A 26329-nucleotide genomic window follows, 5' to 3' on the forward strand; every position below is an offset into this window, starting at 1 on the left:
CCGGCACCGACTTCCCAGGCGCTTCGCCCTGGACCCGAGTGACTTCTCTTTTTGCTTGTCCAAAAAGAGAAGTCACCAAGAGAAAAAGACCCCCCAGACGGCCTGCGCGCGGTCTTTTTGCCGGGCATGCGGAACTCGCCCCGTCAAAAGCCCGTGACGGGGCTCAAACAGTCCTCGGCCGCCGCGGCGACAAAAAGCCCGTGCTCGATTCGCCTCAAGGGGCCCCCGAAAGTCAAAAAAAGGCTTCGGGTGTTGCCTATGCCTATGTAGCTAAAATCCCCCCTTGAGGCGTTATGAGCACGCTTTTTGAAGATCGCGGCCCGGACCTGTCTGATCCGGCCCGTAGGATTTTGAGGGCCGGGAGTTGGTCCGGGCTCCTTCAAAAAAGCGCGCGCAAGCCGTCGGGGGCGGTTTTCTTTTGCTTACTTTTCTTTGGGCGGCCAAAGAAAAGTAAGTTGCCGCCGGGCAACCCCCGGCGACTTTACGTTTCTGATTAGGAGTTTTTGTGTGTCTTTACCGTTATCGTTGGAACGCGCGGAATGTTTTCTTCTTCGTGGGGTTGTTATGGAGGGGGGCGTTTCCGTTGTGGCGGTGGAACGCCGGGCGCATAATTTCTTCTTAGTGAAACTTTTTTACTGAAGTATCGAACAAAAGATGGGATGGGGTTTCCCCCATCCCATCTTCGCTCTTAGATAACTGAGAAACTATTTCTTGCCTTCATCGACAACCTCGGCGTCCACGACGTTGTCGCCGCCGTTTTTCCCGTTCCCGGAACCATTGGAAGGACCGCCCTGCTCGCCGCCGGGTTGGCCCGCGCCGGCCTTGGCGCTGGCCGCCTTGTACATTTCCTCGGCCAGTTTGTGGGAGGCCTTGAGGAGGTCTTCCTTGGCCTTTTTGATTTTCGCCAGGTCGTCGCCCTTGAGCGCTTCTTTGGCGTCGGTGATGCCCCGTTCGATGGCCATGCGCTCGTCCTGGGAGACCTTGTCGCCGTATTCCTTGAGGGCCTTCTCCGTGGAGAAGACGATGGCGTCGGCTTCGTTTTTGGTCTCGATCTCCTCTTTCTTCTTCTTGTCCTCTTCGGCGTGGAGCTCGGCGTCCTTGATGAACTTCTCCACCTCTTCCTTGGAGAGTTTGTTCTTGGCTTCGATGGTGATGTGCTGTTTCTTTTGGGTGCCTTTGTCCAGGGCGGTGACGTTCAGGATGCCGTTGGCGTCGATGTCAAAGGTGACTTCGATCTGGGGCGTGCCCCGGGGGGCGAGGGGAATGCCGTCCAGGTTGAAATGGCCCAGGGACGTGTTGCCCGTGGCCACTTCGCGCTCGCCTTGGAGGACGTGGACCGTGACCGCCTCTTGGTTGTCGGCCGCGGTGGAGAACACCTGGGAGGCCCGGGTGGGGATCGTGGTGTTCTTTTTGATGAGCGGGGTCATGACGCCGCCCAGGGTTTCGATGCCCAGGGTCAGGGGCGTCACGTCCAGAAGCAGGACGTCTTTGACGTCGGAGCTCAAGACGCCGGCCTGCACCGCGGCGCCCAGGGCCACACACTCCATGGGGTTCACGCCGCCTTCGATTTTCCGGCCCACGAAGGTTTCCACGAACTTCAGCACGATGGGCATGCGCGTCGGACCGCCGACCATGACGACCTTGCCGATGGAGGAGGCCGAGAGGCCCGCGCCTTTCAGCGCCTCTTCCATGGGGTGTTTGCAACGGTCGATGATGGGCTGGACCAGGGATTCCAGTTTCGCCCGGGAGAGCTTCATCTGCAAGTGCTTGGCCCCCGAGGCGTCGCCCGTGATGTAGGGCAGGTTGATCTCGGTTTCGAGCACGGTCGAAAGTTCGATCTTGGACTTTTCGGCGGCTTCCTTGAAGCGCTGCATGGCCAGCTTGTCCTTGCGGAGGTCGATGCCGTGTTCCTTGCGGAACTCCTCGGCGATGAAGTCGATCAGGACGTTGTCCATGTCGGTGCCGCCCAGCTGGGTGTCGCCGGAGGTGGCCAACACCTTAAAGTCCGCGGCCTTGATGTCCTTGTCGTAGCCCATTTCCATGACGGTCACGTCCAGCGTGCCGCCGCCCAAGTCGAACACCAGGATCTTCTGGGCCTGGCCGATCTTGTCCAGGCCGTAGGCGAGGCTGGCCGCCGTGGGTTCGTTCACCAGGCGCACGACTTCCAACCCGGCGATCTGGCCGGCGTCCTTGGTGGCCTGGCGCTGGTTGTCGTCGAAGTAGGCGGGCACGGTGATGACGGCCTTCTCCACTTTTTCGCCCAAATAGGCTTCGGCGTCGCGTTTGATTTTCTGCAAGATGAAGGCCGAGAGCTGTTGGGGGGTGTAGGTCTTCCCGTGGATGGTGTATTTGAAGTCCTGGCCCATTTTGCGCTTGAAGGCGAAGACGGTGCCTTCGGGGTTGGAGACGGCCTGACGGCGCGCGGGCTCGCCCACGACCAGCTGGTCGTCTTTGGTGAAGGCCACGTAGCTGGGGAAGGCTTTGCCCCCCATGGTGGTGCCTTCGGCCGAGGGGATGATGACGGGCTTTCCGCCCTCCATGACGGCCGCGGCCGAGTTGGACGTTCCGAGATCGATACCGATGATTTTAGCCATGATTGGTTCCTCCTGAAAATTTCAACGTCGCCTTGCGTTTTTTCTTCCGTGGGGGGCCGTGCTACGCCCCCGCTTTCTTAGACACCTTCACCCGGGCGGGACGGAACAACCCGCCCTGAAACTTGTAGCCCTTCTGCAGGACGGCCAGAATCTTGCCGTCCTCCTCGCCGTCGAGGGTCTCCACCGCTTCGTGGGCCGCGTGGTTGTAGGCGTCCCCCACCGCGGTCGGAATCTCCTCCAGGCCCTCTTCCTTCAGCAGGCGCTTGAACTCGCCGTAGAGCATGTCCAAGCCCTGCACCATGGATTTGACGTCGGGGCTTTGGTGGGCCGCCGCCTCCGCCAGCTCCATCACGTCCATGAGCGACACCAGGCGGAGGACGATTTCTTCCTTGCCCCACCGCCGGGAATCCGCCCGGTCCTTTTCCGTGCGTTTCCGGAAATTCTCGAACTCGGCTTTGAGCCGCAACAGCTGGTCGTAATAATCCGCCGACTTGGCCTGGGCCGCCTGCAGGGACTGTCGCAGGATGTCCAGCTCGGAAATCTTGTCCTGGACGGCGTCTTTTTCGTCGGCCACGGGGTCGGCCGGTTGCTCGGTCATTGATCCTCCAAACGGCGGCTTAACGTCTGTGAAACGATCTGGGCCACGTGGTTCACCAGGCTGATCATGCGGGAATACTCCATGCGCTTGGGGCCGATGATGCCCAACACGCCCATTTGCCGTCCCCCCACCGTGTAGGTGGAGGACACGAGGCTTAAATTCTTGAGGTCCGGGGATTTGTTTTCGGACCCGATTTTGACTTTCACGCCGGAATAGGACGGCGCCCGGCCGTCGGCCATGTCCCGGCCGATCATTTCGCCCAGGGTGCGCTTTTCGTCCAGCAGGTGGACCAGGGAGCGCAGGTCCTCCTGGCCGCTGAAGTCCGGGAGCGAGAGGATGTTCCCCGTCCCTTCCAAATAAAGGTCCCCGGCGGTCGATAGGTCGAAGGCCTGCTGGGTGATCCGCCGGGCCACGTCCAACAAATCCATCTGCCGCTGGTGGATGGCCTCGATGTGGTCCAGCAGGGTGTCCCGCACGTCGGTAAAGGGTTTTCCCCGAAGGCGGTCGTTCAAAAGGCGCGTGAGCTCGTCCAAAAATTCCCGGGGGTAGGGCCGCTCGAAAATCACCTGCCGGTGCTTGACCACGCCCGTGTCGCTCACCAGCACCGCCAAAACCCGCCGGGGTTCCAGGGCGATCAATTCCACGTGCTGCAGGCGCTCCTGGTCGATGGCCGGCGTCAGCACAAAGCCCGTGTACTGGGACATGGCCGAGAGGGTTTTGGAGGTCGACAGCATGAGCTCTTCGATTTCCCGGGCCCGGGATTGGTAATCCCGCTTGAGGCGCTCCTCTTCCTTGATGGCCAGTTTTTGAAGCTCCACCAGGCTGTCCACGTAAAATCGATAGGCCTTGTCCGTGGGGACCCGGCCCGCGGAGGTGTGGGGATGCGTCAAATACCCTTCGCGCTCCAGTTCCCCCATGATGTTCCGGATCGTGGCCGGGGAGAGGTCCAAATGTTTTTGACCCGCGATAAAAGCGGACCCCACCGGCTTGGCGGTCTTGATGTATTGGTGGATGATCGCCTGCAGCAGCTTCCGCTTGCGGTCTTCCTGTTCGATGGGGGAGAGCGTTCGCATTTTATGGGCCCGGGTTTTAATTAGCACTCAAAAACCTGGAGTGCTAACAGTATAACACAGGGCCGATTTTCTGTCAATTACGGGAAAGATCGACGGAAAAAGAAAACCCCCGGGGGCCGGAACCCCCGGGGGTTTTCCCGTGAAATTGTTCGGTTATATGGCCGGGTCTTCGGTGTGGCCCACGCCGTTTTGCTTGCGTTCGCCCCGGCGCTCCATCCGTTCGCCCTGGCGTTCCAGGCGCTCGCCCCGGTTCTCCAGATGCTCGCCTCGTTTTTCCAAGCGTTCGGCGGCTTTCTCGTTGCCGTTGGCCTCGGCTTTGTCCGCCGCCTTCTGCATTTTCTCCCCGCGCTCCTGCATCTTTTCGCCGCGCTTCTCCCGGTGCTCGCCGTGTTTTTCCATGCGCTGCCCGCGATGGGCCCGCGCCGCGCCCGCCTTGCCGCCCTTGGCGGAGCCTTCCGCCCGGGAAATCGCCGTCAGGGAAGAGCAAAAAACCGCCGCCATCAAAAACGCCAACCATTTTTTCATAAGGCCTCCGAATGGGTTGTCATCAAGTTCGCCCCCTCCGCCGCTCCCAAACCCGAGGGACCGCGCCGGTGGGAGCGCGCGGCCCGCCCGATTAAAATCGCCGCGGGGACGGCCCCATTATACGAATCCTTTAAGCCGAGGTGGCGATGGCGCGGGCGGTCCGGTCCATGATTTCCAAATCGACCAACCGAAGAGGCGCGGCCCGAAGCAGGGCGTCGATCAAAAGGAACACCGCGGTGCGGAAGGGTCCCTCGGGCACGTCCGTCGTATCGATGGAGAAAGAGGTCGGCACCGAGATGAGGGACGGCGCGACGCCCTTCAACTCCCGGGCCACCACGCCCAAACGGAGCACCGGCGACTCGTCGTCGTCCACCGCGCCCGGGGGAAGGGCCGTGACCGAGACGGTTCCCCGGAAATTGATCCGGCGCGACCAGTCCACGACGTCGTTGTAAATCGACTGGGAGTGGGGGCCGTAGACAACGGCAAAAACAGTTCGACGGCCCCGGGAAGCCCGAAGGGCCGCCTCGACGAATCCCCGCAGGTCGTCGGGCCGATCCGTCGGGGGCAGAATCACCAGGTGGTCGGCCCGGGGATCGGACTCGGACCGGCGCACCGCCCCGGCCCAGGGGGACCGCGCCGGGAAAACCGCGGGCGGGAGGGCGGAACGGACGGCGTTCAAGGAGAGGGGTCGTTGGGTCGACGCCGCCCATTGGCGGCGGAAAGCCTCGACAAATTCCCGCCGTTGGGCCGCCAACGCTTCGGCCCGGGGACCGGCGGGAAGGATTTCACCCACGTCCAGGGACTCCACCGGGATCAACCGGTCCAACGCGGCGACCAGGGCCCGGGACGTCATTCCCGTCTGGGGCTCGCCCCGGACGGCGGACCGGGCCAGGCGGGATCCCAACTCCCCGGGAGCGGGAACGGCGGCGGGCCGCGCGAGGAAGGGAAACATCTCCTCGACCCGACGATAAAAAGCGGCCAGGACCGACCGGCCGAACCGGAAGGGTTCCACCGCCAATAGAGGGACCCGGGTCCGGGCGGGGCTCAGGAGGCGCCGGGCCCGTTCGGCTTCGTGGAACCACACCAGCCGCCGAGCCATGGCCGGCAGACCCCGGAGGGTTCCCGAAACCGGCCGGGCGAAGCCCTCCGTCAAATAAACGTCCACGCCTTCCCCATCGGCCCGTCGAAGGCTCGCCGCCACAAAGAAACCGGCCAGGAACCGGCGAAGGGCGCTGTCGCCCGCGGCGGCCCGGGCCCGGCGGACCACCTCGTCCCGTGGAACAAAGGCCACGTGAACCCGGCCGGGTTCGTCGGCTCCCTCTTCAAAGGAAAAGGTCACGGATTCCTCGCCCAAAACAGCCCGGAAGGACCTCGCCGCTTCCTTGAGAACGGATTCTTGAAGGTGCCGGGGGAAGGTCCGCCGGGCGCCCAGGGCGCCGGCCAGAAGGACTCCGTGGTAGAAAACCCAGGTGCCGGGCAACAGGGACAGCCACCGCCAGCCGCCCTCCAGAAGACCGAACCCACCGAACAGGACGCCCGCCGAAAGGGCCAGAGCCGTGGCCACCCCGACGACGCTCAACGGAAGGGCCTGGTTTTGATGGTCCCGCCGGACCTGGGCCAATAGATTGTCCAGCATCTCGGCGGCGAGGGCCACGCCGCGATCGTGGGCGGCCGCCGCGGCGGAATTCGCCGGAAGTTTTTTCCGTTCGGCGGCCAGGGGGGCCAACGCGTTGTTAAAGGTGGAGTCCACCTCCCGGGCCCGGAGTCGACGGATCAGTTGAACCACCGTGTCCGCCGTGAGCGGCGCGTCGGGACCCAGGGGCCCGTTGGCCGCCACGGCGCGGAGATAACGCCGGGCCGTCGGCGAGTCCCCCTGGGCCGCGAACCAGCCGAGGGGCTCCGCCGCCAAGGCGTTTTCGTATTGGGCGCGCCGCGCCGTTCCTTCGGGCAGGGCCGCTTTTTCCTCGCCTTGAAGGGCCGACACCACCTCCGTCGAAAGACCGGCCTTGCCCGCCAGGGCCAGAGTGTCGGGCGTGAAAAAGGGCCGCCCCGCCGCCTTGACCCAGGCGCGGACCGCCGCCCGACGGAGATCCAAATCGCCACGGGCCGCGAGGGCCTGCAGGGAGCTCGCCGGTGTCAAGGGGGGCTCGCGTCCGGGGACCAATTCTTTTTCCAAAAGGCGAAAGGCCTCCCGGGCGGCCAGTCGGGCGGGTTCCGGCTCCCCGCCGGGGCCGCCGGCGTAAGCCATGAGGCCCACTTCCAGGGCGGTGACTTGAAGCCAGGGGGCGATGATGAACTCCCCCAAAATGGCGTCGCGCTCTTTGCCCCCGACGCGGTGCAGCCATTCGTGGATCACCCAGCGCGCTTCAAAACTTGTCCGCACGGCGTCCAGGGAAACGATGGCCGATCCCATGGGAAACTGGCGATCGATCAGGACGTCCCACCCGGGCAGGATCAAGTTCCGACGGCCCTTGGGCAGTTGAAGAACGTCCCACACGATCCGCGCTTTCAAATCCAACCGGTCGGCGTAGATAAGCGACAGGCGGCGTACCGTGAAGCCGCCCTCCCCGCCCACCCCCCGGGCTTGGGTCTCGGCGGGGATGTTGGTGGCTCGAAGAACTTGCTCCGAAAACGACGACGGTCCGATCCGACGAAGCGGCGTGATCGTCGTGTTGCCAGCGCTTCCCCGGGGGAGAACCATCAATTGGTCCTTGGCCAACCCGTCGTTTAACCGGTCCAACTCCTCCAGGAACCGAACGGGCAGGGAAGCGAAATTGCCCACGCGCTGGGTGCCCGGGCCACCCCCGGCGATGAAAGCGGTGAAACGCTCCACGGCCCTTCGCCCGTCGGACGTTTTGACAAGGCCCTGATCCACCAAGGCCCGTGCCGGCGCCTCCAGGGGCGCCAGGGACAGGGCCGGGTCCGGGGTTTGGGCCGGGGCGCCGGTCGCGAAAAAGGCCGCCGCGGCCAGGGCCAGGGCCGCGCGCTTCAAATACATGTTGAACCCGGAGTCGTTTCCGCCCCGGGCTTTGTAACGGGTCCGCTCCGACAGGCGCCCGGCCCGGTCGGCCCGGCGGCGGAACACGAGGGTGATCAGATGGCTGTCGTGATCGTCCCCGGACAGCCGCTCAAAAGTCTCCACCGGCGCCCGCAGGGGCTCGTAGTCGAATTCGGAAAATTCCCGGACCCAGTCCGCCGCGGAAGCGAAGCGCCGGAAAACCGTTTGTCCCCGGTCGACGTAGGAAGTCATTTCGTTGGCGGGGTGCCATCGGGCGCTGGGGTGAAGGGCCCAGGGATCCCGCTCGCCTTTTAAGACGAGGTAAAGAATCCCCCCCGGAGCCACGACGCGGGTCAATTCCCGGACGACGCCGGGCAGTTCGGGCCGGGCCAGATAGTGGAGGGAAAGGCGGGCGTAGACGTGTTGAATGGACCCCACGGCGGCGTCGAAACCCCGCCGCATGTCTTCGTCAAGGTAAACCAAATTCCCCGGCGTGTCCGGGCGCGCCCGGGCGGCCCGCAATTCGCTGTCGCGGACGGTCGTGGCGATCACCCGGCGGTCGGGCAGTTGCCGGGCCAGATAGCGTTCGTCGTCTCCCGTGCCGAAGCCGAGGCTCAGCACCACGCCGGGGGCCGGGGTGCCGCGCACCAGGTTTCGAAAATCTTCCGCCTGGGCGGACACGCCCGCGGGCCGGACGTCGGGCATCGCCGGGACGCCCGGCGCTCCCCGAAGGGCCATCTGGACGCTTTCGTCCCGGAAAAGGGCCGCCCCCAGATATTCGTCCAAGGCGGGCTCGGAACCAAAAATGAAACTCAAATGGAGCCCGTTCGGTCGCAGGACCCGGCCCAGGGATCGGGAGACGGTTTCCATGCCCAGGCGGCCCAGGGAGCCGAAATCCAGCACCTGGTGGTCGAACACGAAATCCATCGTTCCGTTGAGTTCCGCCGGGAGGGCGCCCATGGGCGCGCGCCAAACAAAATAGGAGATGGGGTCTCCGACGGCGTTCACCGCCCAATCGGGATGTTGAACGAGGGAATCGTCCTGGGCTTTGAGGTGCTCGGGGACGAGTTCCACGAGGTGGATTTCCCGGACGTGTGGCAGGCGACGCCACAACAGTTCGATTTCGTCGGCGTTGGCCCCGGGGCCCAGGAGCATCGCGCTTCGGACGCCCGTCAGCCGGGCCGCCAGGGGCGCGGGGATTCGATCGAACGCCTTCAAATAGGACTTCACCATCCCCCAGGTTTGGGACGCGGGGCGAACGACGATCTCGGCCCCCGGCGAAGCCGGTGTTTTGGTCGGCAGAGACGCCCAGGAACGGATTCTCAAACGTTGAAACACCGGCGGCCGGTCGCCCCCGGGCCCCGAACGGGGCGCGGAGAGGGCCAGGGTTTTTTCCCGGAGGCGCCGGTTGAAATAGCTGTCATCGCCTTGAACAAGACGAAGTTCCTCGACGTTCCACTCGCCGAAGGCGTCGAAGCGATGGCGCACCGCCCAGGCCCGAAGTCCCCGGACTTCCCGGGCGGTCAGGGGCCGCCGCGGTGAAAACAAAGTGACGGACCCCCGGGGATCCCCGGGAACTCGATCGTTCTCCACCCACACCCCGACGCGTCCCGAATTCGGATCGATGGCCACCCCCCACACCCGATGGAGCGCGGGCGGCGTCCGGGCGAAGTCGGCCGCGGCCGCGGCGGAGATCCGGTTCCAATCGCTCTCGGAGGGCGGCGCCAGGGGCGTCACCGCGTAGGGGCGAACGGTCAAATGACGGTTGGGGGACGGCGTGGCGTAAAAAGCCCCGGCGAAGGGTTGGCGGGAAAAATCCGCGGCCAGAGCGTCGAGCCCGCGGCCCACCTCGGAATTTGGATCGGGAAAGGCCATCAACGAAATGGAATGGATCGCCGCGGGCCGGCCGTTCCGGCCGATAAACCGGTCCCGGGCCGAAAGATGGAAACTGCCGAACCGGCGGGAAAGAGATTCTTCATCGTAAGGGAACCGGAGCCCGCGTTCGAACGATCGGTCCCGGGGGTTGTTCGCCACGGCGGGCCACCCGAAAACGGCGAAATCAAAACCGAGGTGGACAACAACGGCCGCCAGGGCGTGGGCCGTGTCGGGCGCGCCGGGAAGGAGCGCGTAAGGGGCCAGGGCGATGAACCGAGCGGGCAGCTGGGAGAACGCCGTGGCCCAGGCCGCCGCCGGGGAACGCCCGTCCCGGCGCTGGGAGATCGCCTCCAAAAACACGTGGGCCAGCACAAAAACGGCCAGGCTCCCGAGAAACACCGACGGGTCGAGCCCGAAGGCCGCGAGCAAAAGCCCCGGAATTTCCAGGGCCAACCCGAGAACCCCCGCTTTCCTTTCCGCCGTTTCCCACGCGGGATCCAAACCGCGCCAAAGGGACGCCGGCCACCGCCCGGCCCGCGCCAGAGAGAACACCAGGGAGTTGGCGGGCCGACCGTCGCCCGCCGGTTCCCGGCGCTGAAGGGTCAAGGACGCCGTGAAATCTTCGAAGTGGATCGGCAAACGGTAGTAGCGTTCGGTCGTCCCCTCCCGCACGACCCGCAAAGGCAGGGGCCCCGAAACGCCGCCCAACGACCAGGAATCGCGCCAGCGGCGTTCCCAGTCCGCCTCGGACTCCGTCGGCCGGCGCGCCAAACGCGGGTCCTCCATCAACGCCGGCGGCCATTCGACCCAGGGGTCGTTTTGCCCGCGTTCCGGAAAGAAATCGAAAACGCGGATCCGATAGTCGCCGCCGGTCGTTTCCACCCCCACGGCGAAATACCGGTTCTGAAATTGGGTGTCGAGGATTTCGATCCGTCGGGCGTCTTTAAAAAAGTCCCGAAGGGAGGTCAGCAACCCCACGTGGGGCGACCGCGCCACCCCGCGCCGAAGGGCCCGGAACCCCGCGCGGATTTGGCGGAGGAACGGGTGGCGGAAATTGTCCCCGTGGGCGTCCTGGCCGCCGGCTTGGGGGATGTTGTGGCCTTCCTCGTCCGAAAGCTCCCGCAAATCGATCATGAGCGGCACCCCCAGGCGCTCGTAGGTCAGGAGGAGCGCCAGGAACGCGGCCTTGGGGCCGCCCAGGTTCCGCAGGGAGGGTTCGTCGTAATTGCTGGGGAACACCACCGATCGTCCGTTCCGTTCCCGGCGGGCGGTTTCCAGGGCGTTCCGAAGGGGGTTCAACCCGTCGCCCTCGCCCCGCACCAGCGCTTCGTAGGCGTGGAAGGGATCGACCTCGTAGACCTGCTCGTCGGGATAGAGCCGGAGGAAGTCCGACCGCCACTGGTCGTTGCCGTATTCGGGGTACGACTCCATCAGGAATTGAAACCGGGTTCCCCGGGCGGCGGCGTGGGCTTTGGCCTCGGAAATCACCTTGGTCCAGGCGTGCCACAGGGCGTCTTTTTGCGGGGTGCCCAACCGGTGGGCCATGTCGATCCGCACGCGATCGACGCCGGCGTCGATCAACCGCTTCAAATGGTCGATCAAGAATTGCTGGTAATCCGGGTTCGAAAAGTCGGGATCGATCTGGTCTTTGCCCGGCGTGAAATGCCCGACCATGACGCGGGTGGGTTTCCCGTCCTTCACGAGGCGGAGGAGGGCGTGATCGAAATAGTGGTTCAGGAGGCGCTCGTCGCTCCAGGTCGCCATGTCGCCGGCGACCTCGAATTTGTCCTTCGCCCAGGTGTAATTGGTTTCGTTCAGCGCGTCGGGGGAAAGCCAGGGAACCAGATCCAGCGTCACGCGCAGGCCCCAGCGGTGGGCGTCGGCGGTGAATTGGGCCAATTCCGCCCACCGGGCCTCGTTGGTCGCTCCGTCGAAAGCCGCCGGGTTCCAGCGGGACATGTCCACGGAAAAATTGTTTCCGAATTCGTCCGACAGCGGGACCGCCCGGGAACGGCCATTTTCCCGGGCCGAACCGATCATTCGCTTGGTTTGATAATTCCGGACCAGGACCTTGACCGCCCCCGCTTCGATCACGTGTTCGCCCGCCGTCGGTACGGTGTGCACCCGGGCGCCCAGAGCGCTCGGGGTGTAGAGCCCGTTGTACAGGTAAACGCCCCCCGCGCCGGCCCGGGCCAAGTCCGGCAGCAAGCGGCGAATTTTGGAAACGGCCCGTTCGGTGACGATTCGGCCGTTTCGAACCCCGCTGCCCGTGTCCAGCACGTTCACCGGCACGGTGAGGGTCGAGAAACGGGCTCCCGTCGACACCGACCGAATTGCCCCGACCACCGCCGCGAGGGGGAGCGCCGCCTGAAGGCCGGCCGGATCCACCGCGAAGAACACGCCGGTGGCCCACAGGGCGGCCCATCCCCACCAAGCGGCCCGACCGCCGACCCCCCCGGGCGTTTTCCCGGATTCCCGCTCCCCCGCCGTCATTTGAAGACCGGCGAATCCCGCTCGGCGAAAAAGGAAGGTGATCGGTTCCGTCACGGCCAGGAGTGGCATCCACCGCCCGCGGCCCGGTGTCAACAGGTGGCGAACGCGCCGGGATTCGTGGTGGGCGATCAAGGGACGAAGAAGCCCTCCCAACCACTCCCACGGACCCCACGACGACACCAGGTTTTTATGGACGAACACGACGACGCCTTCCGGATCCCGAACGGTCACGGCGCCGAAGAAAGCGGCTTCCCGGCCCACGCCCCGGCGCCGGGCTTCGGCCCGGAGGGCTTCCCCGTTCACGACGTCCACGCGCACGTGGGCCCGCCAAGATGGGGACACGCCCGTCAAGATTTCCTCTTCAAAGGCCCGAACGGTGGCCGCCCGGGGCGGGCCAGCCGACCGTCGCAACAAGGCCAATCCGCTGAGGGCCAACCCCGCGTGGTAAGCGGCCCAGGCCCCGGGAACGCGGACCACCCATTCCATTCCCCCGTTCAAGGAGGAACCGAAAACCTCGAGCAACCCGGGCAGGAGGACCCCGACCAGGGAGAAAAACGCCGAATAGAGGACGGCCCGGAACACGCTGTGGGGCAAGGCGGGATTCTCATGATTGCGGTGGACGTCTTGGACAGCTTCCCGCGAAAATTGAAGGAACCTTCCGAAGGAAGATTCCACCGACCGGAGGGTGGAAACGTCCCCCTTTCTTTTCATGTCCTCGGCGCGATCAAAAATGGCGTTGGCCACGGCGCGTAAATGATCGTCTTGCGCGGCCAACAGCCGTCGCGCGTAAGCCGCAAACTCCCCAGGGGAGACGGGCGACGGATCGTTAAAAAATACCTCCGCGTCGTTTCGCGCCATGGCCCGAACCCAATTGGCCGCGGCGGATTTCCCGTAACGCTCATACCACCGTCCCGCCAGGGCGGAAGCGTAACGCTCCAAATTGGCGGTGCCGGCGGGCATCGCGTCGGCCTGGGCCGTCAAAAGGCGGCCGACGTCCTCCACCGAGAGCCCCAGGCGCGGGGCGAGAACGGCGGCCGATTCCCGGAGAAGGGGGCGCCCTTTGACGGTGACGTACGATTTGACGGCCAAAAGTCGAAGGTCCAGATCGGAGATTTCCGTGAGCCATTGGGCCAATTCCCGGGGGCTTTTTCGCCCCGTTTCCTCGCAGAAACGGCTGAAGACCCAAGACACGGCCCGGAAATAGGGGTGGGTGTCCTTCTCGTCGAACCGCGAGGCGTACATGAAATTGACCGTCTCCAATTTGTAGCGGGGAACGGGCCCCAGGGCGATTTCGGCCAAAATGGCGTCGCGCTCGCCGCCGTTCAAGCGGTGCTCGGTTTCGTGGACCGCCGCGGACTCAAACAAATCCTCGGCGACCTTTTCCACCCCGTCCAAGCCCCGGGGCCATTGGCGCCGATAGACCTCCCCCATTCGAAGCCCCCGATAGTCCGGCGGAAGATCGTCGCCGGCTTTCAGGACGCGAACCACGTTGTCCGCCGTGCGGCGATTGACGCTCCGATGGACGATGGTGAACCCCATGGCGTAACGGCCGTGTTCGTCCACGCCTTCCACCGTTTGCAATCGCTGGTAGCCGTCGAGCGGTTCCACGTAGTAGACGTCGGGGTAGATTCGGGAGGCGCGAAGGATGCGCAACAGGTTCAAGGCGAACCCCGGCGGCGCGTTGTTGGGAAAGAGGATCAAATCCCGCGGGCGAAGCGTGGCGTTGACGCTGTGGAGAAGTTGATAAAAATCTTCCGGCACTTGCGTTTCGCCGGCCGCGTTCAAAGCCCGCAGGGAACCCTCCATCGACAGGAGGCGTTGAACGACCGCCATTTCCTCGGGCGTCAGCGCGGCGTTCCGGGCGGAAATCAGCGAAAGGATTTCGTTGACGCGGGCCGCGGGGTTGGCGAGGAGCACGGGCGGATTCACGGGGGCGGCCGGGGTCGCGGGTCCGGTCGCCGCCAGCCAACCCGCCGCCATCAGAGCGCCCAGAATCGACCTCACCGTGCGGCCCCGCTTCAAGGGCGTTTGAACGAAGGTCCGTTGGCCGTCGCCTTTCGACCGCCAGGCGAATTCCAGGCGGGATCCCCCGGCAAAGTCGGCCCTCAGGCCGGGGCCCGGCGCGCTGTCCGTTCGCTCCACCGAATCCAACGCCAGAGCCCGGGGGAACGCGTTGTAGAGGACCCGGGCCGCCTCGGGAGAGTCCAGGGCGGCGCCGACGGCGAAAGGCAGGAGCCGCTCGCCCTCCAACGGGTCCGGGGTGAGGAACAATTTTTCTCCGGCGAAAAGTTTTTCCAGCGGGGTTCGTTCCTGGGCGAACACGGAGAGGTACGCGGACCCGGCGGCGGCGTCCACCCGGGTCAAGCGGGGAACGGCTTGAATCACGACCCACCCGGCCTCGGCCAATCGGCGGTCCATGGAGGCGGCGTGAAAACCCCCGGTGACCAGGACGGGGTGGCGGGCGCTTTGGGCGCGAACGGCCTGAAGCACTTTCGCCGTCATGGCCGCGTCCCGGGCTTCGGCTTCCCGGTAAAAATCGGCGAAGGATTGGAACCGGACGTCGCTTTCGAAGATTTCCGCCGGACCGGACCGCCATTCCCGCCACTCGGTGGGCGAGAGGGCGAAATCCGCGAGCCGGCCGGCCAGGAAAAACCGGCGGTCCCGGGCCACGAGCGCCCGTTCGGCGGGCGAAACGGCCAGACGGCGGTAGGCGGCGGCTTCCAGGGCGTCCAGCTCCCGCGTCAAATCGTCGGCGCGCAAACGATCGGCGGCGAGGACGTAGTAAAGGTACGACGCCATGGACGGGAAACGAACCAGCGCGACCCCGCGCTCCCGGCAAAGATCGCCCAGGCGCGCGTAAAACGCCCCCGCCGACAGGGCGCCCAGCCGATAGGAAGCGCCCCAATTCAGCAACTGGCCGGTCTGAACCGCCGTCAATCGGGGGAGCAGCGATTCGAGCAGGAGTCGGCGTTCCCGCTCCACCGCGCCGAAGTCCATGCCCTTTTCCATGGCGAAGGCCTGGAGAAAGGCCCGAACGGAGGCTTGGGGCAGACCCGCCGGGGCGGCGTTGGTCACGGCCTGGGCGTATTCCCCCAACCCGGCTCGTCCGTCGCGTCGCCGCTGAACGACGGCGTCGAATTCGGCCAGGGCGGGCGAAAAAGTTTTGCTTTTGAGGGCCGCCGTCTCGGCCTTCCCCTCGCCGATTTCTTTTTGCACGGCGGGCCGGATCGGCGCGGAGCGCAAATAGGCGGCGACGTTGGCGTTGTAACGGTCTTTATCGTCGATCCCGATCAATAACGGCGCGGGATCGGCGGCCGTCACCAGGGCGTGGACGGGCCCGGAGATTTTATTGGCCCGGAGAAAGTAATCCGCGGTGGACCGAACAGCGTCGCGCTCGGGCCGGCGCCGGTAGGCCGCGAGATCGACGGCGCCAAAGGCGCCCTCCAGGGCCACCAGATCGCCCAAGCGGTGGGCGGCCAGGGAAGAAACGGCCTGACCCAGATTGGTCTGGGCCTCGGGGTTTAAGTGAACGTCTTGAAGGTGAACCAGAACGGCAGCGGGGGGCCCTTTGGGAACGAGAAGTCCTCGAACGCTGATGTTCTCGGCGGGCAAGGCCTCCAACACCCGGGCGACTTCCTGCCGAAGGGCGGGAGGAACGGAGAACCGAATGGGAGCCGATTCCGGCGCGGGGATCGGCCAGGCCGCGGTGACACGTGTCGCGTCCAGAGAGGGTCCGGGGAGGGCCGCCAGAGCCAGGACGCGCCGTTGGGCCGTTTGAGATCGGCGGCGCTCGGACCAAAAATTGGATTCCGGAGCGGCCGCCAACAGAACGCTCTGGACAAAGTAGACGGTCGTTAAAAACGCACCGAAAAATCGATGCCAAGACGTGGGCCGGGGGGGGGCGTCTTTGCGGGGTCCCATATCCTCTAATTTAGTCGAGGCGGGCCGAGAAGAACCTTAAATTAATGTAACCTATTTGTAAATATTAGGTGGAACCATCGACGGGGCTCAGGAAGTGCTCAAACATCTGATTGGAAAGGATCCAGCCCCGCCGCGTGGGGAGGAAAGCGTCCCCCTGGCGTTTTAAGAAACCCAGACCGGTGAACCGCTCCAACACCGGACCGAAGAGCGCCCGCGCCACGGCCGACGGCCGGACCCCTTCCCGGAGGCGGAGGCCGAGCATCAGCTCCTCCCCCAGGCGTTCGGCTTCGCCCAATTTCGTCTCTTCCAAAACGGGCCCCACGCCGGATTCGACAGCCGCCAGGTAGTCCGTCAACGATTCGTGATTTTTCCGGCGAAGCCCGTCGGCGTACCAGGCGGCGGAAACCCCCGCGCCCAGGCACTCCTCGTTTCGCCAATAGCGTAAATTGTGACGGCTCTCCCGGCCGGGCCGAGCGAAATTGGAAATTTCGTAGTGAACGAATCCCGCCGCCGCGAGTCGGTCGGCCGCGAGGTCGTACAAATCCGCCTGGAGATCGGCGTCCGCCGCCACCCCCGATTTTTTGAAATACGTCGCGTCCTCCACCGTCAAGGCGTAGGCGGAAAGATGCTCGGGGCCCAAATCCAAAACGCGGTCCAAGGTGTCCCGCCAGCCCGCGGCCGTTTGGCCGGGAAGGCCGAACATCAAGTCGACGCTCACGTTGGCGAAGCCGGCCGCCCGGGCGTCGCGAAAGGCTTTTTTAAAACCGTCGAAAGTGTGAAGGCGTCCGAGGGTTTTCAGCAACCCGTCGTCGGCGGACTGGAGGCCCAGGCTCAACCGGTTGAACCCCGCGGCCCGCGCCGCGGCGAGTTTTTCGGGCGTCGCGCCTTCCGGGTTGGCTTCCAACGTGGCTTCCCACCCCGGCGCGGGAGGGAAAAGGGAGGAGGCCAACTTTGCCAGGGCCGTCAAATCCTCCGCCGCGTACACCGTGGGGGTCCCTCCCCCGACGTAAAGGGTGGCCAGACGTCTCGACGGGAATTCCCGGGCGCGGTCCCGCATCTCCCGCTCCAGGGCGGCCCGATATCGCGGAATGTCGTTTTTCCGTCCGGGGTAGGCCGCGAAATCGCAGAAACGGCATTTGACGTCGCAGAAGGGGATGTGAAGGTAGAGGCCCGTGTCCCGGGGCGCGGACGGGGCGGAACGGCCGGCCGCCGAAGCGGTCAACGGATGATTTTTCGGCGGGAGAGGGGCCAATACACGAACCAGGCCCGGCCTTTGAGGTGGGTGTCCGGCATGGGCCCCCAAAAGCGGGAATCGTAGGACCGGTCGCGGTTGTCGCCCATGCAGAAATAGTGGCCCGCCGGCACGGTCACGGGGCCGAAATTGTCGCGAACGTTTTCCCCTTCCTCCCGGGCCAAATCGCCCCGTTCCCAAACGGCCTGGCGGTCGACGCCGGACCGGGACGGCTCCGGGCCGGGGAAGACTTCCTCGTCCTCAAAATGGGTGTAGGTCTCGTCCGTGGGCGCGCCGTTCACGTAGACTTTTTTGTCCCGCACTTCGATGGTGTCGCCCGGAAGTCCGATGGCGCGCTTGATGAAATCCTTCCCGTAATGGGGGCTGGCGGTGTCGGTCGTGGGGAAGCGGAAGACCACGACGTCCCCGTGCTTGACCGCGCGAAAGCGGAGCACGCGTTTGCCCGTGTAGGGGATGCGCACGCCGTAGACCAGCTTATTGACGAAGAGGTGGTCGCCCTCCAACAGGGTGTTGCGCATGGACCCCGAGGGAATTTTGAAGGCCTGCACCAGGAAATACATGATGACGGCCGCGAGAAGGATCGCCGAAAAACCCGTGTCGGCCCATTCGAGGTTGTCGCGCAGGACCGCGACGGAGATGTCCCGGGCCCGGGAACGGACCGCCCGGGACCCCACGCCGGCGGCGAACCCGCCCAGGGCGATCAGGACCAGCGACAAAACCGAGGGCGTCGGCCATTCTTTGTAGGAAACCAGAAGCGTCGTCACCACCAGCGCCGTCAGCAGCCAGAACACGCCGTTCATGAGCGCCACCCGCCGCCAGTCGGACACCCGGGCTTCGACTTTCATGAACGCCTTGAGGGCCAACCCGTAGACGCCGCTCACCATGGAGATCCAAAATAATTTTTCTTCCATTGTTATTCCTCTTTTTTGCCGGAATCGTCGCGTCGGAGAACGGCCAAAAACGCTTCCTGGGGGATCTCCACCTGCCCGAACTGCCGCATGCGCTTTTTCCCCTCTTTCTGTTTCTCGAGGAGTTTGCGCTTGCGGGAAATATCGCCGCCGTAACATTTGGCCAACACGTCCTTGCGCATGGCGCGGACGGTTTCCCGGGCGACGATGCGACTGCCCACCCGGGCCTGAATGGGCACTTCGAACATCTGCCGGGGGATCAGCTCCCGAAGCCGCTCCGCGATTTCCCGCCCGCGGTAAGCGGCCTGGACGGTGGGAACGACGAAGGAAAAGGCGTCCACTTCCTCGTTGTTGATCAAAATGTCCATGCGCTGCAGGTCCCCGGGGCGATACCCCGCCTGCTCGTAGTCGAAGGAGGCGTACCCCTTGGACAGGGACTTGAGCGCGTCGTAGAAATCCACCACGATTTCGGCCAGGGGGATTTCGTATTTGAGGACCACCCGGGTCGGGGTCAAATAACGCATGTCCAAAAATTGTCCCCGGCGGTCCTGGCACAACTGCATGACGGGCCCGACAAAATCCGACGGGACGACGACGGTCGACAACACGTAGGGTTCGTCGATTTGGACGATGTCGCCGTGGGGTGGAAACTTGGCGGGGCTGTCGTACTCCGCCACTTTCCCCCGCAAATCCGTCACCCGGTAAACCACCGTCGGGGCGGTCACCAACAGGTCCACGCCGAACTCCCGGCGGATGCGTTCCTGGATGATGTCCATGTGCAAGAGGCCCAAAAACCCGCACCGGAACCCGAACCCCAGGGCCACGGAGTTTTCGGGCTGGTGAAAGAGCGCGGCGTCTTCCAAATGAAGCTTCTCGATGGCCTTCTTTAAATTCTCGTAATCGGCCTGGGCCAGGGGGTAGAACCCCGCGAACACGAAGGGCTTCATTTCGCGGTAGCCGGGGTGCGGGGCCTCGGTGGGGCGGACGTCCTCGGTCAAGGTGTCGCCGGCCTTCACCTGGTGAATGTCCTTGATCCCGCAAACGACGTATCCCGCCTCGCCGGTGGAGAGAAGGTCCGCCTTGACGTATTTGGGCTTCAGATACCCCACTTCCTCCACGACGTGCACGGCGCCCGTGGCCACGAAACGGACTTTGAGGCCCGGCTTGATCTGCCCGTCCAGCAATCGGACGTAGACAATCACGCCGCGGTAGGGGTCGAACACCGAATCGAAGGCGAGAGCCGAGAGAGGGCGCGCGGGATCGCCCGTCGGAGCGGGCACGCGCTCCACGATGGCCTGCAAAATCTCCCGAACGCCCTTGCCTTCCTTGGCGCTGGTCAGGAAATAGGGGCCGCCGATGCCGAGGGACTCCTGAAGCTGCTTTTTGACCCCTTCCACGTCGGAGGAGGGCAGATCGATTTTGTTGATGACGGGAATGATCGTGAGCCCCGCCTCCTGGGCCAAGTGAGCGTTGGCCAAGGTTTGGGCCTCCACCCCCTGGCTGGCGTCCACCAACAGCAGGGCGCCCTCGCAGGCCGCCAGGGCCCGGCTGACTTCGTAGGTGAAGTCCACGTGGCCGGGGGTGTCGATCAAATTGAGGATGTAGTCCTGGTTGTTCTGGCGCCAATGCAGGCGGACGGCCTTGGCTTTGATGGTGATGCCGCGCTCCCGCTCCAACTCCATGCCGTCCAGGATTTGGGCCCGCATCTCCCGTTTCTCGATGGTGCCGGTTTCCTCCAGCAGGCGGTCCGCCAGGGTGCTTTTCCCGTGGTCGATGTGGGCGATGATCGAAAAATTGCGGATGTTTTCCGGGTTCATGGCGTTCGACGGCTCAGCGTTTTTGGAACTGGCGGAGAAGGCGCTGAACGTTGTCGCGGGTGGGGTCTTTGAGGACTTCCTGGGCCAGGGCCTGGCAGTCGGCGAAAGACAGGTCCCGGATCATTTTCTTGACCTTGGGAACCAGGCCGGCCGACACCGAAAGTTCGTCAAACTCGAGGCCCAGGAGGATGGGCGTGACGTCCAAATCCGACGCCATCTCGCCGCACATTCCCACCCATTTTCCCGCGGCGTGGGCCGCCTTCACCGTCTGGGCCAACAGCCGGAGGATGGCGGGGTGCAGAGGTTCGTAGAGATGGGCGACCTCGTCGTTGACGCGGTCCACGGCGAGCGTGTATTGGATCAAATCGTTGGTGCCGACCGACATGAAATCGGCTTCCTGGGCCAGGTGATCGACCACCAGGGCCGCCGACGGCACTTCGATCATGAGGCCCACTTCCATTTTGTCGTCGAAGGGCTTGTTCTCCCGGCGGAGCTCCTCCATGCATTCGGACAGGATTTTTCGGCCCGCCCGGAACTCCTCCAACCCCGACACCATGGGGAACATGACCTTGACCTTGCCCACCGCGGAGGCCCGCAGGATGGCCCGGAGTTGCGTGCGGAACAGGTCGTGGTGCTTGAGCGATAGGCGGATGCCTCGGAGCCCCAGGAAAGGGTTCGGTTCGGATTTGCTCAGGTGCGCAAACCCCAAATCCACCAGCTTGTCCCCCCCGATGTCCACGGTCCGGATGATGACCGGGTAGGGAAGCACGGATTGGGCCACCCGGGTGTAAAACTGCAGATGGTCTTCCTCCGTCGGTAGGGCGGCGCGGTTTAGATAGAGGAACTCCGTGCGGAGCAAACCGACGCCCTCGGCGCCGTTCGAGAGAACGCCTTTCATCTCGGTGGGGGAATCGATGTTCGCCGCCAGCGTGAGACGGCGGCCGTCCACGGACTGGGCCGGCTGGTCCCGCAGGCTCTCCAAATCGCGTTTTTCGGCGAGGCGGATGTCCCGTTCGCGGCGGTAGTTGTCGACCAGGTCCGGCGAGGGGTTGATCACGACCGTGCCGGTGTGGCCGTCGACGATCAGCATGTCGCCCGGGCGCACGTGGCGGCTGATGTCGTGCAGGCCGACCACGGCCGGGATCCCCATGGAATTGGCGAGGATGGCGGTGTGGGAGGTCCGGCCGCCGATGTCCGTGGCGAAGCCTTCGGCGAACTTGGTCTGCATGTGAATCGTGTCCGACGGGGTCAGGTTCCGCGCCACGATCACCGACGGTTCCTTCAAATCGTCCAGGGATTGGGGCTCGTGCCCCAGCAAATGCAAAAGGATTTTCCGGCCCACGTCCAACACGTCGTGCCGCCGCTCGCGGAAATATTCGTCGGTGGCGGACTCCAGCGCCTTGACGGCGCCGGCAATGGCTTCCGACAGGGCGTATTCGGCGTTGACCCGGTTTTGGCTGATGTTTTTGACGACGTCCTTGGCGATCAGGGGATCTTCCAGGATCAGGATGTACGCCTCGATCAGGCGCGCGTGGGTTTTGCCGAGCAGTTTCAGGATCTTCTGCTGGGTGGCCAGCATTTCCTTCCGGGTGTCGGCCACCGCCTGGCGGAAGCGGGACACTTCGGCCTTCACCGCCTCGGGCGGCACCTGCCAGCGCCCGACGGCCAGGTCCATGTCCTCCAGGACAAAGGCGCGGCCGATGGCGATTCCCGGCGAAGCGGAAATCCCTTTAAAAACTTTCGGGTCCAGTTCCGTGGTCATTCCTCGTGCACCTGGGTGTTGAAAAAGTCGGTCAGGCTTTCGATCACCTGGTGTTCGTCGGTCCCGTCCGCCACGACCGTGAGTTTCGAACCGAATTCCGCCGTGAGGGTCAGGATGCCCATGATGCTTTTGGCGTCGACCTCCTGATCGTCTTTTCGGAGGCGGACCTGGCTTTCAAATTTCTGGAGGATGCGGACCAGCATCGCCGCGGGGCGGGCGTGCAGTCCCATTTTGTTTAAGACGGTAAAGGTTTGTTCGATCACAGGTACGCTCCTAAAAGGGTCCAACCCAAGGCGACGACGGCCGATCCGACGAACAACGCGGTCGACGACACGCCGCGACGCAACAAGGCCGCGGCCGCGACCGCGGCCCCCGCCAGCGCGAGGGACGCCCGGCCCGTGGCCAGCGCGGCGACCGCCAAAGCGACCGTTCCCGCCGCTCCGGCCACCGCGGCGGCGGCCAACACCCGCTGGAGCCGCAGAGGCTCCAAACGCGGCACCACCGCGGTCCGCCAACGGTATCCCCAGCGCAATCCCTGCCACCGGGCGCCCAAATGCAAAACGTTGTAAACGATCAAAAAAAGGAGCGCGATCCGGACCGGACGCCCCGGATGAACCAGGGCGAGGGCCAAGGCGGCCAGGAAACTCAAGGGCCGCCACAGGGACCAAAAAAACGCTTCGCCCAGGGCCGCCAGAGGCCCGGACATGGCCGACCGGGCCGCGGCGATGGACTCGCTCGACGGACCGTTTCCCCGGGCCCGGTCCGTCTCCAAGCCGGCGACGACCCCGAGCACCACGCCCGCCGTGTACGGGTGGGTGCTGAAAAAACCCGCGTGGGTCCGGGCCACTTCCGCCCGGTCCTCCGATCGTTCGTACAACCGATCGACGACGGGCCACAAACTGTACAGGCAGCCCAAATTCTGCCCCCGCTGAACGGTCCAGAGCCCCTGAAGCCACAGGGACCGGAAGAAAACCCGCGTCAACACCGAACGGTCCAGCGTCACGCCGCGATTCCCGGCCTCGGGGCGCGCGCGGGCCAGCGTCCCAGGAACTGCCACAAAAGCGACCCCGCGCCCACCGCCATCCAAAGCGTCCAGGTCCGGTCCAACGCCAGGCGCAACACGCCGGGCAGGCGCGCGGCGCCCCAATCCCAAAGAGCGCCGCCGAAGGATTCAAAAACCAAAAACACGACCCAACTTTTAAAAATCCAAAGAAGGGCGGTCAGCACCAGGGAGGCTCGAAGCGGGCCGTCGGATCCCCGCGCGAGGCCCTCCAACGCGCGCGCGGCGAAGGGCCGCGTTTGTTTTCGGGCCCAGGCGTCCACGCGCCGGCCCAGGAGGCCCAGGGGAAAGGCGATCAGGCCGGCCAGGGCCAGGGCCCAGCGGGCGTCCACGGCGGCCGTTCCGGCACCGTCGCCGCCCAGCCACGCCATCGACAGAGCCGCCATCAACCCCACGTCCCATTGGCGGGGGCCCGTCGGCGGCACCAACGCCCACAGGGCTTCGCCCACGGCGCCGACCTCGAATCCCGTCATCGGATGATTCAACAGCCAACCGCCGGCGGTGCCCACGATCAAGGGACGCGACAGGAGGAGGGGACCGAAGGAAAAATGATCGAGCGACAAAACGGCGTAGAGCAGCCCGACGCCGACGGGGTTGAGGGGGATCAACGGCCCGCCACGCGGCCGGCGTCCAGGTCCTTCCAATCGACCGACGCGTCCGTCGGCAACGCGCGGGATTCGATTCGAACGCCCCGGGCCTCCAAGGCGCGAAGGTCGTCTTTGTCGCCTTCCGTCAAAAAGAGGTGCGGCGCCACGGACGTCCGCCCGGGGCCGTCGTGCACCCCGCCCAAATTGACGGTGTCGACGGGCGCCCCCGCCTCGACGAGGCGGCGCAAATCCCCCACGCCGGCGGTCAAGACCAGGACCCGGGGTTTTTCCCGGGCGGCGTCGCGAAGAAGGGCCGCGGCCGCGGCCACGGGCACCACGTCCAACCGGACCCCGTCGGGAATCGCCAACCGGATAAAATCCGCCTGCCAGGGATCCGCCGACGCGGCGTCGGAAGCCACCACGAGGCGTTCGGCTTGAATGACCGGCAACCACCCTTCGATGACCTGGCCGTGCACCAGACGGTCGTCGACCCGGACCAAGGCCAAGGTCACCGGGGGCCGCCTTCCAAATGCTCGCGCAATTTCTGCAGGGGGCGCTGGGCGCTCCGGGAGGCGTCTTCGATCAATTTCTGGGACAGCTGGCCCAACGGCATGAGGTGGCGGTTCGCGAGCGAGGTGATCAGCATGGGCAAATTGACGCCGGTGACGAGATCGAACACGTACCCGGGGTTCCGCGCCAGACGGAGGCAGACGTTGCAGGGGGTACCGCCCAGCATGTCCGCCAAGACCAGCACCCCGGCCGGATTGGACAGCGCGTCCAGCGCGGCGCGGATTTTCTTCTCAAATTCGTCCGGGGACTGGGCGTTGTCCAACCCCAAGACCGACACGGCCGATTGACGGCCGATGACGCTTTCGGCGCAGGTGAGCAGCTCCCGACCCAACCCCCCGTGCGTGACGACCAAGACTCCCATCATGAGCGAACGACCCCCGCGATCCAAGTCACAACGATCAAATCGTCGACCTTATTTCCCCGCGTCCCGATGATGGACGCGCACTTCGAAGCGTCCCTGGCCGCGGATCCGGGCCGCCAAGCTTTCGGCGATGGCCACGCTGCGGTGGCGGCCCCCGGTGCAGCCCACGGCCAAGGTCACGTAACTCTTCCCCTCCTGGGCGAAGCGGTCCAGGAGAAATTCCTGCAGCGGGTCCAGCAGCCCGAGGAATTTTTTGGTCATCGGATTTTCCAAAACGAATTTTGACACGGCCGGGTTTTCCCCCGTGAGCGAGCGGAGGCGCGGCACGTAATTGGGATTCGGCAAAAATCGGACGTCCCACACGACGTCCGCGTCCAGGGGAACGCCGTGCTTGTAACCGAAGGAGGTCACGACCACCGCCATGCCCCGGGGGTGGCGGATGTTGAGGGTCTTGAGCACCATCTCTTTGACTTCCCCCGGCGTCAAATGGGAGGAGTCGATGATCTTGTCGGCCTCGGCCATCACGTCGTGGAGGATCCGGCGCTCCCGGCGGATCCCGTTGGACACGGTGCCGCCCAGAGGGTGCCGGCGGCGCGTTTCCGAAAAACGCCGGAAGAGCGTGGTGTTGTCCGCGTCCATGAAAACCACGCGGGGTTCGATGCCTTCCTTTCGAAGGTCCGCCAGGGACCGCCGAAACACCCGCGCCGGCAGGCCCGTCCGAACGTCGACCCCCACGGCGATGCGCGTCAGGCGATGGCCCCAGGTGCGGTAAAGGCGAAGCAGGGAGGGCAGGAGCGGCAAGGGAAGGTTGTCGACGCAGAAGTAACCCATGTCTTCCAGCGCGCGCAGGGCGGAGGTTTTGCCCGCGCCCGACAAACCGGTGACGACCACGCAATCCATGCCCCGGGCGGAGGACCGGCCGGCGGCGGTTCGGGCCACGGGGTTCCCCGTCAGGCCCGGCCGGAGTGGCCGGACATGCGCTGAATCAACCGTTCGTTCAACTCCCGCGCGGAATGGATGCCCTGCTGCTTGAGGCGCTGATTGAGGGCGGCCACTTCGATCAACGACCCCAGATTGCGGCCGGGGTGCACGGGCACGCGAATCTCCGGAACGTGAACGCCCAGAAGCGTGGTGTTCTTCTCCTCGAGGCCCATGCGGTCGTATTCTTTTTTCTGGTCCCACATTTCCAAATAGACGACCAACTCGATCAGGGAGCGTTGAAGCACCGCCCCCACCCCGAAAATTTTCCACACGTCGATGATCCCGAGCCCCCGAACTTCCATGTGGTGCTGGACCAGCTGGTGGCCGGACCCCACCAAAATGCCGCCGGGTTTGTGCCGGATTTCGACGCGATCGTCGGCAACCAGCATGTGGGAGCGTTTCAAGAGTTCCAGGGCGCACTCGGATTTGCCGATGCCGGAATGGCCCAAAATCAACACGCCCATGCCGTAGACGTTCACCAGGGTCCCGTGCACCGAGGTGCAGGGGGCCAACCGTTCCTCCAAATACGCCGTCGTCTCGCCGATGAAACGGGCCGTTTCCCATTGGGATTGAAAGAGGGGGACGCCGTAGCGGTCGCATTGTTCCACCATTTCGGGAACGGGCTCGCGTCCGTGGGTGATGATGAGGCAGGGCAGTTCGGGGACCGACAGGATGCGGTCGAAAATTTCCATCCGCTGGGCGCTGGACAGGGTGGACAGGAAGGCCGATTCGCCCATGCCGAACACTTGAATCCGCTCGCCCCGGTAATATTCAAAAAAACCCGCCAAGGTCAGGCCGGGGCGGTTGATGTCCGCCACGCGGACGACGCGCCGGAACCCCGCCTGCCCCGCCAACAAGGACAGGCGCAGGGCGTCGGCTTGGTTCTTCCAGAATTCTTCGATGTGAAGCGGCGCGGATTTGGCCGCGGCCGCGGAGTCGCCGGTCGTCACTGTC

At 64.8% G+C, this 26329-nt stretch carries 16 protein-coding genes; all 16 read right to left on the reverse strand.

The annotated features are described in order from the left end of the window. Nucleotides 1-704: 704 nt before the first annotated feature. Nucleotides 705-2594 carry a molecular chaperone DnaK gene (gene dnaK, locus IPP68_06315; protein ID MBL0349969.1) on the reverse strand — a complete coding sequence of 630 codons (1890 nt, stop codon included), beginning with the start codon at nt 2592-2594 and terminating at the stop codon, nt 705-707. A gap of 61 nt (nt 2595-2655) precedes the next feature. Beyond that, nucleotides 2656-3192, reverse strand: coding sequence for a nucleotide exchange factor GrpE (locus IPP68_06320; protein ID MBL0349970.1), 537 nt, complete (start codon nt 3190-3192; stop codon nt 2656-2658). Beyond that, complete coding sequence (gene hrcA / locus IPP68_06325) at nt 3189-4265, reverse strand: heat-inducible transcription repressor HrcA (GenBank protein ID MBL0349971.1); 1077 nt, start codon at nt 4263-4265, stop codon at nt 3189-3191. Before hrcA ends, IPP68_06320 begins: the two co-directional genes overlap by 4 nt. Nucleotides 4266-4418: 153 nt before the next feature. Beyond that, nucleotides 4419-4790: a hypothetical protein gene (locus IPP68_06330; protein MBL0349972.1), complete on the reverse strand. Its 372-nt coding sequence runs from the start codon at nt 4788-4790 to the stop codon at nt 4419-4421. Between the two features lie 130 nt (nt 4791-4920). Continuing rightward, nucleotides 4921-16077, reverse strand: a complete 11157-nt coding sequence (locus IPP68_06335; GenBank protein MBL0349973.1) for a methyltransferase domain-containing protein — start codon at nt 16075-16077, stop codon at nt 4921-4923. Between the two features lie 64 nt (nt 16078-16141). Next, nucleotides 16142-17299, reverse strand: a complete 1158-nt coding sequence (hemW, locus tag IPP68_06340) for a radical SAM family heme chaperone HemW (GenBank protein MBL0349974.1) — start codon at nt 17297-17299, stop codon at nt 16142-16144. Continuing rightward, the gene (gene lepB / locus IPP68_06345) at nt 17296-18129 is read right to left on the reverse strand and encodes a signal peptidase I (GenBank protein ID MBL0349975.1); all 834 of its coding nucleotides are present in this window, start codon (nt 18127-18129) and stop codon (nt 17296-17298) included. The genes hemW and lepB overlap by 4 nt, the downstream gene beginning before the upstream one ends. 113 nt (nt 18130-18242) lie before the next feature. Continuing rightward, the gene (gene lepA, locus IPP68_06350; protein ID MBL0349976.1) at nt 18243-20054 is read right to left on the reverse strand and encodes an elongation factor 4; all 1812 of its coding nucleotides are present in this window, start codon (nt 20052-20054) and stop codon (nt 18243-18245) included. Nucleotides 20055-20067: 13 nt separating this feature from the next. Then, on the reverse strand, nt 20068-21816 hold the full coding sequence (gene ptsP / locus IPP68_06355) for a phosphoenolpyruvate--protein phosphotransferase (GenBank protein MBL0349977.1): 1749 nt from the start codon (nt 21814-21816) through the stop codon (nt 20068-20070). Continuing rightward, a complete protein-coding gene (locus tag IPP68_06360; protein MBL0349978.1) occupies nt 21813-22076 on the reverse strand; it encodes an HPr family phosphocarrier protein in 264 nt (87 codons plus the stop codon). Before IPP68_06360 ends, ptsP begins: the two co-directional genes overlap by 4 nt. Then, a complete protein-coding gene (locus IPP68_06365; GenBank protein ID MBL0349979.1) occupies nt 22076-22819 on the reverse strand; it encodes a PTS system mannose/fructose/sorbose family transporter subunit IID in 744 nt (247 codons plus the stop codon). The genes IPP68_06360 and IPP68_06365 overlap by 1 nt, the downstream gene beginning before the upstream one ends. Beyond that, nucleotides 22816-23484, reverse strand: coding sequence for a PTS sugar transporter subunit IIC (locus IPP68_06370; GenBank protein ID MBL0349980.1), 669 nt, complete (start codon nt 23482-23484; stop codon nt 22816-22818). Before IPP68_06370 ends, IPP68_06365 begins: the two co-directional genes overlap by 4 nt. Continuing rightward, nucleotides 23481-23975 (reverse strand): PTS sugar transporter subunit IIB, encoded by a 495-nt coding sequence (locus IPP68_06375; protein ID MBL0349981.1) that lies wholly within the window; start codon nt 23973-23975, stop codon nt 23481-23483. The genes IPP68_06370 and IPP68_06375 overlap by 4 nt, the downstream gene beginning before the upstream one ends. Further along, the gene (locus IPP68_06380) at nt 23972-24397 is read right to left on the reverse strand and encodes a PTS mannose transporter subunit IIAB (GenBank protein MBL0349982.1); all 426 of its coding nucleotides are present in this window, start codon (nt 24395-24397) and stop codon (nt 23972-23974) included. Before IPP68_06380 ends, IPP68_06375 begins: the two co-directional genes overlap by 4 nt. 48 nt (nt 24398-24445) lie before the next feature. Beyond that, a complete protein-coding gene (gene rapZ / locus IPP68_06385) occupies nt 24446-25294 on the reverse strand; it encodes an RNase adapter RapZ (GenBank protein MBL0349983.1) in 849 nt (282 codons plus the stop codon). Between the two features lie 50 nt (nt 25295-25344). Further along, nucleotides 25345-26325 carry an HPr(Ser) kinase/phosphatase gene (hprK, locus tag IPP68_06390; GenBank protein ID MBL0349984.1) on the reverse strand — a complete coding sequence of 327 codons (981 nt, stop codon included), beginning with the start codon at nt 26323-26325 and terminating at the stop codon, nt 25345-25347. Nucleotides 26326-26329: the final 4 nt, after the last annotated feature.

This window comes from Elusimicrobiota bacterium (assembly GCA_016722575.1).
GTDB lineage: Bacteria > Elusimicrobiota > Elusimicrobia > FEN-1173 > FEN-1173 > JADKIY01.

Coding starts and splice junctions, on each gene's coding strand:
- dnaK (MBL0349969.1), bottom strand. CDS start 2,594: ATGGCTAAAATCATCGGTATCGATCTCGGAACGTCCAACTCGGCCGCG.
- IPP68_06330 (MBL0349972.1), bottom strand. CDS start 4,790: ATGAAAAAATGGTTGGCGTTTTTGATGGCGGCGGTTTTTTGCTCTTCC.
- IPP68_06335 (MBL0349973.1), bottom strand. CDS start 16,077: ATGGGACCCCGCAAAGACGCCCCCCCCCGGCCCACGTCTTGGCATCGA.
- lepB (MBL0349975.1), bottom strand. CDS start 18,129: ATGAACGGCGTGTTCTGGCTGCTGACGGCGCTGGTGGTGACGACGCTT.
- IPP68_06320 (MBL0349970.1), bottom strand. CDS start 3,192: ATGACCGAGCAACCGGCCGACCCCGTGGCCGACGAAAAAGACGCCGTC.
- ptsP (MBL0349977.1), bottom strand. CDS start 21,816: ATGACCACGGAACTGGACCCGAAAGTTTTTAAAGGGATTTCCGCTTCG.
- lepA (MBL0349976.1), bottom strand. CDS start 20,054: ATGAACCCGGAAAACATCCGCAATTTTTCGATCATCGCCCACATCGAC.
- rapZ (MBL0349983.1), bottom strand. CDS start 25,294: ATGGATTGCGTGGTCGTCACCGGTTTGTCGGGCGCGGGCAAAACCTCC.
- hrcA (MBL0349971.1), bottom strand. CDS start 4,265: ATGCGAACGCTCTCCCCCATCGAACAGGAAGACCGCAAGCGGAAGCTG.
- IPP68_06380 (MBL0349982.1), bottom strand. CDS start 24,397: ATGATGGGAGTCTTGGTCGTCACGCACGGGGGGTTGGGTCGGGAGCTG.